General features: G+C 52.4%; 10 protein-coding genes. 7 read left to right on the forward strand and 3 right to left on the reverse strand.

Annotated elements, in window-relative coordinates; all coding sequences use genetic code 11:
- Positions 1-268 precede the first annotated feature (268 nt).
- On the forward strand, positions 269-1,576 hold the full coding sequence (locus tag IE076_RS04025) for a porin (RefSeq protein WP_189435435.1): 1,308 nt from the start codon (positions 269-271) through the stop codon (positions 1,574-1,576).
- 101 nt (positions 1,577-1,677) lie between these two features.
- Here IE076_RS04025 and mutL read toward each other — a convergent pair whose 3' ends face one another.
- Positions 1,678-3,630 (reverse strand): DNA mismatch repair endonuclease MutL, encoded by a 1,953-nt coding sequence (mutL, locus tag IE076_RS04030; protein ID WP_189435436.1) that lies wholly within the window; start codon positions 3,628-3,630, stop codon positions 1,678-1,680.
- Between the two features lie 202 nt (positions 3,631-3,832).
- On the opposite strand from mutL, the gene IE076_RS04035 reads away from it, so the two are divergent.
- Complete coding sequence (locus tag IE076_RS04035; RefSeq protein ID WP_189435437.1) at positions 3,833-4,687, forward strand: TIGR01459 family HAD-type hydrolase; 855 nt, start codon at positions 3,833-3,835, stop codon at positions 4,685-4,687.
- Between the two features lie 180 nt (positions 4,688-4,867).
- Here the strand turns inward: IE076_RS04035 and IE076_RS04040 are convergent, their stop codons facing one another.
- Both IE076_RS04040 and IE076_RS04045 read right to left on the reverse strand, forming a co-directional pair.
- Entirely contained in the window at positions 4,868-5,539 is a 672-nt protein-coding gene (locus tag IE076_RS04040) for a protein phosphatase CheZ (protein WP_189435438.1), read from the reverse strand.
- A 180-nt stretch (positions 5,540-5,719) separates the two neighbouring features.
- Positions 5,720-6,103, reverse strand: a complete 384-nt coding sequence (locus IE076_RS04045) for a response regulator (RefSeq protein WP_054664680.1) — start codon at positions 6,101-6,103, stop codon at positions 5,720-5,722.
- A 278-nt stretch (positions 6,104-6,381) separates the two neighbouring features.
- On the opposite strand from IE076_RS04045, the gene IE076_RS04050 reads away from it, so the two are divergent.
- The 5 genes from IE076_RS04050 (at position 6,382) to ileS (ending at position 13,538) form a co-directional block, all read left to right on the forward strand.
- Positions 6,382-6,828, forward strand: coding sequence for a MaoC family dehydratase (locus IE076_RS04050; protein ID WP_189435439.1), 447 nt, complete (start codon positions 6,382-6,384; stop codon positions 6,826-6,828).
- 234 nt (positions 6,829-7,062) lie between these two features.
- Entirely contained in the window at positions 7,063-8,064 is a 1,002-nt protein-coding gene (locus tag IE076_RS04055) for a bifunctional riboflavin kinase/FAD synthetase (RefSeq protein ID WP_189435440.1), read from the forward strand.
- A 124-nt stretch (positions 8,065-8,188) separates the two neighbouring features.
- Positions 8,189-9,127: a DMT family transporter gene (locus tag IE076_RS04060; RefSeq protein ID WP_189435441.1), complete on the forward strand. Its 939-nt coding sequence runs from the start codon at positions 8,189-8,191 to the stop codon at positions 9,125-9,127.
- 162 nt (positions 9,128-9,289) lie between these two features.
- Positions 9,290-10,264: a DMT family transporter gene (locus IE076_RS04065; RefSeq protein WP_189435442.1), complete on the forward strand. Its 975-nt coding sequence runs from the start codon at positions 9,290-9,292 to the stop codon at positions 10,262-10,264.
- A 340-nt stretch (positions 10,265-10,604) separates the two neighbouring features.
- The gene (ileS, locus tag IE076_RS04070; protein WP_189435443.1) at positions 10,605-13,538 is read left to right on the forward strand and encodes an isoleucine--tRNA ligase; all 2,934 of its coding nucleotides are present in this window, start codon (positions 10,605-10,607) and stop codon (positions 13,536-13,538) included.
- Positions 13,539-13,559 lie beyond the last annotated feature (21 nt).

A 13,559-nucleotide genomic window follows, 5' to 3' on the forward strand; every position in this document is an offset into this window, starting at 1 on the left:
GTACCCCTATATTTAGTTTGTAACATCTACCTATTTAGGGGGAAAAGCGTTGCAGGAATGAAACAGCAGTTTCGATTAGCTTGATAACTCTACGTTATTTTGAGAGTTATTGTTGCATCTATAAGGATGTACTGGCATCAATTGCTGCAGGGAATTCGCGTACACAAAAATAAAATCAGTTTTGCTTAGGCAGCACTGGGCCGCCTTAAGTAGTTTTGTCTATTAACCTTGTTTGAGGAGTGGGTTTCAACCCGATAGGAGTCGAATTATGCGCCACTTTACAACTAGCGCCGCAGCAGCGCTTATGATGAGTGCCACTCCGGTCCTTGCAGCCGATCTTCCCGTTGCGCCGGAGCCCGTAGAATACGTCCAGATATGTGACGCCTACGGTATTGGATATTTCTTTATTCCAGGCACTGATACCTGTTTGAGAATCCGAGGTCGTGTTCGTGCTGAATACCGCTTCAATAACTTTGGGGACAGCCCAAGTGACTGGTCTGACCGGACAAGAAATGACACATCCACTCGTGCACGTGGTTACCTCCGCTTCGATGCTCGCACTCAAACAGAATATGGTCTGCTTCGCGCGTACATTGATTTCTTCGCGACAGTGGATACGCCAGGCTTTATACAAACCGACAGCTCAGATCCGAACGTGAATAACCCGGTCGGTTCGTTTGGAGTTCAGCAGGATAACACTGTTCCGACGCTTGACTTTGCGTTCGTGCAGTTTGGCGGTATGACCATTGGTCGTGCACAGTCCTTCTATGACTTCTGGACCGGTTATGCATATGGTGCGATCACTACCGTTGCGTATTCTGACCGAAACCTCTGGCTCGGCGGTTATACCTTCGATCTGGGTAACGGCTTGTCCTCCAGCATATCTGTGGAAGACAGGACTGCTCGTCAGCAAGACCTCTTTGTTGGTGAATATCAAGACCCACGCTTCTTCTTCCAGGGTTACGGCGGTATGCGCTTCCCAAGCCTTGTTGGAAACATCCGACTTGATCAGGGTTGGGGCTCAGCACAGATCATGGGTGCATTGACCGAGGTTCGTTTTCTTGAAGCCTTCCCATCTGGTAAACTTGGATGGGCCGTCGGTGGTGGTGTGGAATTTGATATTCCATGGTTCACCACCAACTGGTTCTCCGGCTTCCAGGGTGTTATTCAGGCAACCTGGGCGCAAGGTGCACTTGGTTACGTTAACAGTGACTGGCAGAACATTCTCTTTGACGGAACAGATCTGACTACCGATGGGGACGGCCTTGCTACCGGTTGGTCCATTGCCGGTGGCTTCCGAGCTGACTTCACTCCAGAGTGGAATGCAGCAATTCAGGCTTCCTTCGCTCATGCTAACCAGAAATTCCTGCCGAACCAGGACCAATGGGATGTTGTTGGTAAGATCGGTTGGGTACCTGTAAGCGGCTTCGAAATTGGTACTGAGGTTGCCTACCGGAACGTTGATAGGGGCTTCATCTTCCAGGAGGACTTTAACCAGTTTGAAGATGTCCCAGTTGATGAGTTTGGTGGCCAAAACATCATTGCAATCCTACTCCGTGTTCAACGGGACTTCTGAGGCCACATGTCAGAACCCATCGATTACCTAGTGTAGTCGAGAATACGAACTGGAAGGGGCGGATCATTGATCCGCCCCTTCTGGTTTTTTTGCTTTAAAAATTAGTGCCGTCCAAACAGGCGCTCGATATCGGAGAGCTTCAGCTCAATCCATGTTGGTCTGCCGTGATTGCATTGACCGGACTTTGGCGTTGCTTCCATGTCACGAAGCAGATTGTCCATTTCTTCCGGACGCATTCTCCGTCCCGCTCTAATTGAGCCGTGGCAGGCCATCGTTGCAGCCACTAGATCCAGCTTTTCCCGAATGCGAGTCGAGCTATCATACTCTGCAAAGTCATCCGCCAGGTCTTGCACCAGCGCCTTGATGTTCAACCGCCTGAGCATTGACGGAGTTTCTCGGACCGCAATTGCCCCCGGACCAAATCGTTCCAGGACAAGGCCGACCTCTTCCAATTCGGGTGCTCGTTCTTCCAGACGCGCGACATCTTCTTCAGGCAGGTCTACAATCTCCGGGATGAGGAGCATTTGGCGCGATACATCGCGTTTTGCCAGATCCTCTTTGAGTTGCTCATAGACAAGACGCTCATGCGCGGCGTGCTGATCTACGATCACCAGCCCGTCTTTGGTTTGCGAGACAATGTAGGTTTCGTGGATCTGTGCTCTTGCAGCTCCAAGCGGGAAACTCTCGCGATCCTCGGGAAGCTCATGCACGTGAGCTCGTGAATCAGCTGAAGGAGCATCAACCTGATGGTAAGTTGGTGCACCTACCGATGGCTGTGCAAGTCCATGCTCGGGTGGAGCCGTATAGGTTGCTGTTGCTTCCATCAGGCCTAGCTGTGTTTCGCTCGATCCAGCTTCTGGAATATCGGTAGCACTCCAAGCTCCTGTCATCTGCTGCTCAGGCCGATAGGAGGATTGCTCCCAGGAATAGTTTTGTGGCGCTTCCCGGTGGCCTTGGGGTGTATGTACTGATGCACCTGAATGAATATTGAAGCCTGCGCTCTGGCCCATTGGGCGAATCGCGTTGATGGCAGATTGGGTGTTAGCTGTGGAGGCGCGGAAACCGGATTGTACGAAGGCATTTTTAAGCGCACCGATCATTAGTCCGCGAACGAGCTGGCCGTCTCTGAAGCGCACGTCTGCTTTAGCCGGGTGAACGTTCACATCCACTTGATGCGGGTCGAGATCGATGTTCAGCACGACAATTGGATGGCGGTCCCGTGAAAGCACATCAGAATAGGCTGCCTTCAGGGAGCCTAAGAGCAACTTATCTCGAACGGGACGGCCATTGACGAAGAAAAACTGGTGCTGGGAGTTGGCGCGATGGAAGGTTGGCAGGCCTGCATAACCGTAAAGATGGACACCTTCTCTCAATGCCTCGATCTCCATGGCGTTCTTTGTGAACTCGGCCCCGAGGATTTGGCCGATACGGGCCAGATCTGCGTCATCTCCCGTACAGGCTGGCAGCTCCAGCTGGCGGCGATCGGAACCGGAGAGTGTGAAGCGCACTGTTGGGTTGGCAAGGGCGATGCGCTTAATGATTTCTGTGATTGCGGTTGCTTCGGCGCGGTCGGATTTCAGGAACTTCAGACGTGCTGGCACGGAGAAGAAGATATCCTTTACTTCTACTCGCGTTCCGGAGTTCAGGGCTGCCGGTTCAATGTCGTGATTCTGACCGCCTTCAACCTCAATCTTCCAGGCGTGTGGTTCGGAGACATGGCGTGTTGTGATTTCAAGCCGCGAGATCGCGCCAATGGAGGGCAGCGCTTCTCCGCGAAAACCCATGGTGCGGATGTCCATGAGGTCATCTTCAGGCAGTTTTGACGTGCAATGGCGTCGGACTGCCAGTTGCAGGTCTTCCTTCGTCATACCGGCGCCATTGTCCGTTATGCGCAACAGGCTTTTGCCACCGGAGGCTGTTACGATTTCGATGCGCGTAGCCCCGGCATCGACCGCGTTTTCAACCAGCTCCTTGACGACACTTGCTGGCCGCTCAATCACTTCACCAGCGGCAATTCTGTTGATCGTCGTATCGCTAAGTTGTCTTACCGCCATAACCGCTCCGTCTTAAAACATTGTCATGCTTAATACATGGCGCATCCAAATCAAATTTGTGACAGAGATTTGCGTCCAGTATCAATGCGGGGTGCGGTGATGATATCTACTTGCCGCCGCCGCCAGCTCAAGCTATGAGGATTTGGCTCAAGTCTACTCTTTTTTCAAGAGCGTATCCAAGTTTCCTCCAAGAGAACCTCATATGAAGCAGCAATCCCCAATCACCGGCCTTGGCCAGATCGCAGATCAATTCAATGGCATTCTATGTGATGTCTGGGGTGTTTTACATAATGGGGTGAGCTCTTATCCTGCAGCAATTGAAGCGCTTGAGACGTATAAGGCCCATTATAACGGACCTGTCGTGCTGATTACCAATGCGCCCCGTCCTGCCAATGAGATTGCAGAGCACCTGCGGGGCTTGGGTGTTCCTGAAACCTGTTACGATTCGATTGTCTCGTCAGGAGATGTGGTTCAGGCGGATCTTCGGGCCATGGACCATGCAAAAGTCTATCATATCGGTCCGGAAAAGAATCATAACTTGTTTCACGGCAGCAGCTTTGACTTTGTGGCGCCTGAGGCTGCGGATGTTGTTGTTTGCTCAGGCCTGAACGACAGGCGGGTGGAAGAGCCGGAGGACTACCGCTCCCATTTTGAGGAGCTTTTGAAGCTTGATCTGGCTCTCATTTGTGCCAACCCAGACATTGTTGCCGAACAAGGCGACAAGTTGGTCTGGTGTGCTGGCGCTCTGGCAAAGCTTTATGAGGAAATGGGCGGACGGGTCATTATTACAGGCAAACCCCACCATCCGATCTACGATATGGCGTGTTCCAAGCTTAATGCACATGCGGGCAGAGCGCTTGAGAAATCCGAAGTTCTAGCGATTGGAGATGGTCTGCCGACAGACATCAGAGGCGCAAACGCACAGGGCATTAGCGCGTTGTTTCTAACCGGTGGTATTCATGCAGCAGATCTGTCTAGTGGTGCCAATACGGTTGGCACTATGCTCAAGAACGAAGGGCTGCAGGTGCACAGCTTTATGGAACGTCTGAACTGGTGATCGTGCGGCGGTTTTAGCTTGGAACTGAACCAGATTTTTGATTTTAATCGAGCCTTGTGAGAAGGCCGGCATCAACTTACCGGATATATTGCAAAGCAGTCTGCGTCTTTTCTGAGTGAGCAAACTGCTTTTGCCTCTTTATTGAGGGCTGATGTTGCCCACTCGCCGAGCGCGATCAAGTTAGGCGAACAGCTTGTCGATGTCGTCTTGCTGTACGTCTCCGAGCATTGCGTCGATCTCATCCTGAGAGACACCTTCGCCCTTTTGCTGAGGCCCGTGAAGAATCAGTTCACGCTTGCGGCGCTCTTCCTCGGTTTCTTCAAGAGGGCTATCTTCAATTTCCTGCTTGAGGCGCAAGCGCTCAACAAAGTTAGACACACGCTCGTCAATTGTGTTCAGCGTATTAACCACCTTGGAGATGCGCTGACCAGTGATGTCCTGAAAGGCACAGGCCTGAAAGATCTCCATCACCTGATTGTTGACGGTGTCCTGATAGGCTTGGGTATCGTCCGGGTCAGCAGCCATGATGGCTTCAGCTGCTTCCATGATTGTGTGCGTTGCCTCCTCGGTTGAGGAAACAATAGCATCCAGCTCCCGGCCAGCTTCAGGTATATGGTTATCTCTCATATCCGCGACACGAAGCTTGCTGATCTCGGCTTTCATCCGAGCAATTTCTGCGCCGATTTCTGCCAGTTCCAAGGTCACCGCAGGTTGGACGTGTTCAATGATGTCCCCCATTGACCCTGTCATAACCTCGGCAAGACCCATCACATCAGTGAGTGTAACTTCGCTCGATTTCTCACGGCTTTCTTCCAAAAAGTCTATGAGTTGCTGAATATCAATTTTGCTCAAAACAACACTCTTCCCTTTACCTAAGTAGGGAACGTCTCCGCCAGCAAGCTAACTTGTCCGCCAGTTCAGAGCTCTACCCGACCTTGTAAATCGGTCAGTTGGGTGCACAGAAGGGTTGGGGCGCATTCCATAAGGCGTCCTCACCCCAGCCCGTGTTCTTCAAATTGTGCGCAAGGCAAATTAGTCAGCGAAAACCGCTTCGATTTTGCCCTTAAGCGTTTGCGCGTTAAACGGCTTAACGATGTAGTTGTTAACCCCTGCCTTTTTCGCAGCGATCACGTTTTCCGTTTTAGACTCAGCTGTAACCATGATGAATGGCGTCTTCGTCAGAGCCGCATCCTGTCTGACCTGCTTAAGCAGCTCGTAGCCAGTCATCGGTTCCATGTTCCAATCCGAGATAATCAGGCCATAGCGACGCTGCTTCATCTTCTCGTAGGCCTCAGTGCCATCAGCCGCATCATCGATGTCCGTAAAGCCCAGTTGCTTCAACAGGTTACGAATGATTCGAATCATGGTCTTATAATCATCGACGACCAAAATTGGCATCTGAAGATCAAGGGCCATGTACAACTCCATATTCTCAAGAGGCTGCCGTTGCCTCTCTGCTATACTCACGGCGACCACGACATTGTTCGGTCACACCGGACGCAGGTGTCCTTCCAAAAAAGGGGTCCCCACCAATTCAACTTCGCGAAATTAACCGCGCTACGTTATAGTTAGGTTAATTTCTCTAATACGATTTCAATAATGCTAAAAGCCTAATTGTTTTTTATGGGCCTGGTTACTAGCTTTTCTCCGCGTTTTACAGGCAATAATGCCTGTGGTTAATCCGAGGAAACACCATGCTCAGCCTCCGTCCGCTTGCCTATGAAGACCTTTCCGTCGGCATGACCGAAGTTTTTGTTAAGCACGTCAGCTCTCAGGACATTGTCGGTTTCGCGGAGGTTTCGGGTGATCGAAACCCGATCCACCTGTCAGAGCACTTTGCGGCCAAAACCCCATTCAAAACTCGTATTGCTCACGGCCTTTATACCGCGAGCCTTATCTCAGCCGTACTTGGCACACGGCTTCCGGGCCCAGGTGCAATTTATTTGTCTCAATCTTTAAATTTCCGCGCGCCTGTGTATATCGGCGACGATATCGAGGTTCGGGTGAGCGTTGCAGAGCTGATTGATAAGGGCTGCCGCGCGCGGCTGGATTGCAAATGTCTGGTGGACGGCAAGGTGGTTCTGGAAGGGGAAGCAATGGTGAAAGTCCCTGCTCAGGCAGAAATGGATATCCCCCTTTAATTGAAATTTCCTGCGAAGAACTTGCAGTTTCTTGTGTCCGGTCCAGCAAACCTTCTCTGAAGAGCTTGACGGGGCGGGCTCCACACGGCACCGTCTCGCAAAATTCTAGAAATTTAGAGTATGTTGCGCTCTAAGCATTTGTGCACCAGACTCTGGATCTTCATTTTCACGCGTATTCTTATCCGAAAACCGGAACCGCCTTTCGGGAGTACGCTCTAGCGGGAAGTACAGTTCATGGGTGAGCCGGTCAAACAGGCGCATTCTTTTCAGCATATTACCGACCTAGCGCAGTTTCCTGACAAACTGCGCGGCGGTGTTGTCGCAATCGGGAATTTTGATGGTGTGCATCGCGGGCACCGGGCTGTACTTGATTTAGCGCGGGATGAGGCTGCCAAGCGCGGCGTCCCTGCCCTTGCCATGACGTTTGAGCCGCATCCGCGGACGTTCTTCCGGCCAGATCAGCCGGTGTTTCGGTTGACGCCAAGCCACATCAAAGCAGAGATCCTTGAAGCGGAACATCTGGATGGTGTGATTGAGCTGCCTTTTACGAAAGAGTTCGCCAGTATGCCTGCGGAGGATTTTGTGAAGAATATTCTGGTTGAGCGTCTGGGAATTTCGCAGAGCATCACCGGATATGATTTCCACTTTGGCAAAGGCCGTCAGGGAACGCCTGAGTTTTTGCGCGAAGCTGGTGAGACCAATGGGTTTACGGTGACCATTGTTGGAGCAGAAGGCGATGAAGGCGGCGAGGTGATTTCCTCAAGCCGCATTCGTGAGGCTCTTGCGAAGGGTGATCTGGCGACGGCGAATGGTTTGCTGGGATACCGCTATTTTGTTGAGGCGACCGTTCAGCATGGCGAAAAGCGTGGCCGTGAGTTGGGGTATCCGACTGCCAACCTGAAGCTTGCTGATAATTGCGAGTTGATGGAAGGCGTTTACGCGGTTCAGGTCAAGATTGACGGTCTGATGCATGACGGTGTGGCGAGCTTTGGTCGCCGCCCGACCTTTGATGATGGCGCACCACTGCTTGAAGTGCATGTGTTTGACTTTAGCGGCGATTTGTATGAAAAGCTGGTCACCGTCTGCTTTATCGGCTTTATCCGGGCCGAACTTAAATTTGACGGCATTGAAGGCTTAATTAGCCAGATGGATCAGGATAGTGCAGAAGCGCGCGCGATGATTGCTTCCATGCGACCGCTTTCACATCTGGATCAGATGCTTAACACCGATTCCTAGAGCGTTGCGGCAGTCAACGAAGCCGCTGTAATGCTCTCCTGAATCGCAATTTACTGAACACCCCCCAACAATGAACAATCAAAGTGCGGGGTGCTCTTCGGTCCAGAACCCAGAAAGAGACATCATGACATCAGTGACCATACGGGGCGGGACAGGCGGCTCCGATAGTGTGTTGCATGGCGTGTTGTTGATGGTGTTCGGGTTGCTCATTCTTTCGAGCACTGATGGGGTGGTGAAGTATCTTTCCGAGTTTTTCTCACCATTAACCATCTCCTTTTTTCGATTTTCCGTGCAGCTTTTCATCATTCTGGTGATTGCACTGTTTCAGAAACGCAGCTGGTACAGCCTACTCAAAGAAACCACCCTTCCGCTGTTCTGCCGCGGATTGCTGTTGGCGCTGGGATCAGTCTTTGTCGTCTTTGCCCTGAAGTTTCTGCCGCTGACAGATGCGCTAGCTATCTTTTTTGTGCAGCCGGTCATTCTGGTGGTGTTGTCTGCCGTCCTCCTGAAGGAACGGGTTGGTCCGAAACGCTGGTTAGCAGTTTTGATCGGCTTTGCGGGTGTTGTTGTCATCATGCGGCCGGGCACAGGTGTGTTCCATCCGGCGAGCCTGCTCATGCTGGCAGCCGCGTTCACATTTGCCTGCTATCTCATTTTGACGCGGAAGCTCTCCGGGCAAGCCTCGCAGCTGGCGATCCAGTTTGCGACCGGGTTTGCCGGGACCATCCTGATCCTGCCGATCATCATCTACGCGGGGCTGAGTGGCTTTGGCGGCGATCTGATCATTGCAGATCAAACTGCCAGTTTCACATTGCCTGTTTTGTTTCTGTTTTGCCTTGGCGGAGCCGGTCTGTTTGCGCATGTTCTATTGGTCAAAGCCTTTGAAAGAGCGCCTGCTTCGGTTCTTGCGCCGATCAATTACGTGGAGATTATCTCTGCAACAATCATCGGGTACCTGGTCTTCAACGAGATCCCGGATGAGTTTGTTTGGTTGGGAGTTGGCCTGCTGATTTGTAGTGGCCTGATACTGGCGCATGCGGAGCGAAAGCCGTCTCGCACATAATGTTGAGGGGCAGAACAGGTATTCTTTAGATAACCGCACTGAATAGCTTCAGGCCAACGGATTGTTTTGGTTGCACGAAACGATAGCAAGTGCGTCAATATGGACACCTACCCGTAGCTCTGGCTCTGATATGTCAGCGTGCCCCCAGATTTCGAGAACAACATGACGACAACAACGGTCTCGACAGACAGTCATACCTCCAATGCCGGATTGCATGGCATCCTGTTTATGATTGCCGGCATGTCGCTGGCGCCTTTGATGGACGGTACAGCCAAATACCTCAGCGCGTTCATTTCACCAGTCGAGGTCTCTCTCGGGCGTTTTTTCTGTCAGGCCCTGATTGTTCTTTTGGTTGCTGGTTTCATGGGGCGCTCCTTTGGCTCTCTGATTAAGGAAGTCAACCGCATTCAACTGGTGCGCGGAGCATGTCTGGCGGTCTGTTCGATCTTCTTTTTCAGCTCTCTTAAGTACATGCCGCTTGCCGACGCAATTGCGATCTTCTTCGTACAGCCGATGATTTTGACAGTACTATCCGCTGTTGTATTGAAAGAGAAGGTGGGCGTTCGCAGGTGGGCTGCTGTTGTGGTCGGGATGATTGGTGCGCTGATCATCATTCGCCCAGGATCAAGCGCGTTGGGGTGGCCTGCCCTGTTGCCACTGGCGGCGGCAACGTCTTTTGCTGTCTACCTTGTTTTGACGCGCAAACTTTCAGGCAGCGTTTCTCTGCTTGGCACCCAGCTTGCAGCTGGCATTGCTGGCGTATTGACGCTCACGCCATTGGTGGTTCTTGCCAGCTTTCTGGGATTTGAGGGTGCATCGTGGACCACACCGGAACTATCTCACCTGCCATTGTTCATTCTGATGGGCATTATCTCGTTCTTCGCGCATGGCTTTATTGTTCAGGCGTTTGACCGTGCGCCTGCATCCGTCCTTGCTCCGCTCGGCTACATCGAGATCATCAGCGCCACAATCGTTGGCTATGTTCTGTTTGGGGACATTCCTGACATGTTTGTATGGCTGGGTGTTGCTCTGATTGCAGGCGGCGGGCTTTACATTGCGCATCGGGAGCGGACCGCCACAAAGCGCCAGGCGCTGAGCGAAGAGCTTGTCGAGAATTCACCGAAGCGACATTACTGAGGCTTAAGAGGCGCCTGCCGGCCTTCTGAATAATTGCTTCTGGCCCTGATAATATTGAGCTTTGTTGTCAGAGCCCCTTTATTCCTTGCATGACCGCTGCTAAAAGCACTCATTATGTTAGCCAAGTTTGAAAATAACAGGACTGCTCCTTTGACCTCTTTCAAGGTGTGCCAATTTCGAATTATTGGCCCGGCCTTCAGTTGAGACGCCCGTCGGCGCCCTGAAGTACCGGGAGACCTCCAACCGTCGCAGAGGCGGCGGGTTTTTCAAGCTTGCGCAATTTCTTGCGCTTTACCAGATGCCTATGGGCAAACAGATGCCCACATAAGCGGACTGCCAAATGACCGATACTATGAGCCGCGATTATTCGAAAACGCTCAACCTGCCTCAAACCGATTTCCCAATGCGGGCGGGCCTTCCAAAGAATGAACCCAAGATCCTTGCCAAATGGGCAGATCAGGACCTTTACAAGGCGCTGCGTGAGCAATCCGCAGGCCGCCCAAAGTTCATTTTGCATGATGGCCCTCCCTATGCGAACGGCAACATCCATATCGGCCATGCGCTGAACAAGACCTTGAAGGACATCATCAACCGCTCCATGCAGATGCAGGGCTTTGATGCGAACTATGTTCCTGGCTGGGATTGTCATGGTCTGCCGATCGAATGGAAGATTGAAGAGCAGTACCGCAAAAAAGGCAAAAACAAAGACGCTGTTCCAATCAACGAGTTCCGCAGGGAATGCCGCGAGTTTGCGGATAAATGGGTTGATGTTCAGCGCGAGGAATTCAAACGTCTGGGCATTGAAGGTGACTGGGATAACCCATACCTGACCATGCGCTACGACAGTGAAGCTGTGATCGCGAACGAACTGATGAAGTTTGCGACCAGCGGTCAGCTGTATCGTGGTTCCAAGCCGGTTATGTGGTCCATCGTTGAAAAGACCGCGCTGGCTGAAGCGGAAGTGGAGTATGAAGATCATACCTCCCACACCATCTGGGTGACCTTCCCGGTTGTTTCCGGCAATGAAGCGTTGATCGGCAAGAAGGTGGTGATCTGGACAACCACTCCTTGGACCATCCCTGCAAACCGCGCGATCTCCTTCTCTCATGACATCAGCTATGGCATCTACAAGGTGACCGAGGCTGCTGAGGACAACTGGGCGAAGGTTGGCGAAGAATTCATCATTGCTGACAAGCTGGCTGAGTCTGTCTTTGGAGCGTCCCGCGTTGATGCTTATGAGCGTGTTTCTGACGTCGATGTGAGCACAATCGAGTACTGTGCGCACCCGTTGCGCGGTGCTGAAGGTGCTGGCGATTACTTCGACTTCAACGTGCCTATGCTTCCTGGTGAGCATGTGACTGACGACGCCGGTACAGGCTTTGTGCATACGGCGCCGGGTCATGGTCAGGAAGATTTCCAGATGTTCCTGGAACACCGTGAAGCGTTTGCAAAAGCTGGCACCGAGCAGGTTCCGATGACCGTTCAGCCGGACGGGTCTTACTACCCGCATGTGCCGCTGTTTGAAGATAAGTACATCCTTGACCGCAAAGGCAAGGAAGGCTCCACCAACAAGGCAGTTATCGAAAAGCTGGCCGAGGTTGGCGGGCTGATGGCGCGTGGCCGCGTAAAGCACTCCTACCCGCACTCCTGGCGCTCTAAAGCTCCTTTGATCTTCCGGAACACACCGCAGTGGTTTGTTTACATGGACAAGGAACTGTCTGAAGAAGCAAAAGGCGACACTCTGCGCGCCCGCGCTCTGAAGGCGATCTCCGAGACACGCTTTGTCCCTGCCACCGGCCAGAACCGCCTGAACGCGATGATCGAAACCCGCCCTGACTGGGTACTTTCCCGTCAGCGTGCCTGGGGTGTGCCGATCACCGTGTTTGTGAACAAGGAGACCGGCGAGGTTCTCAAAGACGAGGCCGTCAACCAGCGCATCTTTGACGCTTTCCAGAAGGAAGGCGCAGACGCATGGTTTGAAGAAGGCGCAACACAACGCTTCCTTGGTGATGCATATGATGCTGCCAACTTCGAAAAAGTGACGGACATCCTCGACGTCTGGTTCGATTCCGGTTCTACCCACGCATTCTGTATGGAGCGCCGCGAAGACCTGAACCCACACCGTAAGGGTCTGGGTGGCGAAGACTACGTTCTATACATGGAAGGCACTGATCAGCACCGTGGCTGGTTCCACTCTTCCCTGCTGGAAAGCTGTGGCACACGCGGTCATGCACCGTACGATGCTGTGATCACTCATGGTTTCACCATGGATGAGCAGGGTCGCAAGATGTCCAAGTCTTTGGGCAACACTGTTGCGCCTCAGGACGTCATCAAGCAGTACGGTGCCGATATCCTGCGTCTGTGGGTTGGTTCTGTTGACTATGCGGAAGATCAGCGCCTTGGCCCTGAGATCATCAAGACCAATGTTGATGCTTACCGCAAGATGCGCAACACGCTCCGCTTCATGCTCGGCTCTCTTGCCCACTATGAAGGTGAGGAAGTTGCTCTTGAAGATATGGATGAGCTGGAACAGCTGATCCTGCATCGTCTGGCTGAGCTGGATGTACTGGTTCGTGACGCATATAATGCGTTCGACAGTAAACGCATCTTCTCCACCCTGTTCAACTTCATGATTGTTGAGCTATCAGCGTTCTACTTCGACATCCGTAAGGATGCGCTGTATTGCGATGCGCCTTCTTCCAAGAAACGCAAAGCCTCTCTTTATGTGCTTGAGCAGTTGTTCCGTCACTTGACCATGTGGCTGGCTCCAATCCTGCCATTCACCATGGAAGAAAGCTGGTCCTACCGATATGGTGAACAAGCAACCTCGGTTCATCTGCAGCAGTTCCCTGAAGTTTCCTCTGCATGGAGAAACGACGAACTGGCAGCGAAATGGAGCAAGGTTCGTGCGGTTCGCCGTGTGATCACGGGTGCTCTGGAAATTGAACGGCGTGAAAAGCGGATTGGTTCTTCCTTAGAAGCCCATCCAACGGTTTACGTTTCCGACGCGGACCTGATGGCTGCTCTGAATGGTCTGGACATGGCGGAAATCAGCATCACCTCCCAGTTGAACCTGTCTTCTGACAGTGCGCCGGAAGGTGCGTTCACTCTGGAAGATGTGGCTGGTGTAGGCGTTGTGCCGGGCCTGGCTGAGGGTAACAAGTGCGCGCGCTCCTGGAAGATCCTTCCAGAAGTTGGCACGGATGCTGAATATCCAGAGCTGACCTTGCGCGATGCAAATGCTATGCGTGAACTGGACAGCACTGCTGTCTAAGCAAACACTGTGACGAGGGAA

This window comes from Pseudovibrio japonicus, assembly GCF_014651595.1.
GTDB classification, from domain to species: domain Bacteria; phylum Pseudomonadota; class Alphaproteobacteria; order Rhizobiales; family Stappiaceae; genus Pseudovibrio; species Pseudovibrio japonicus.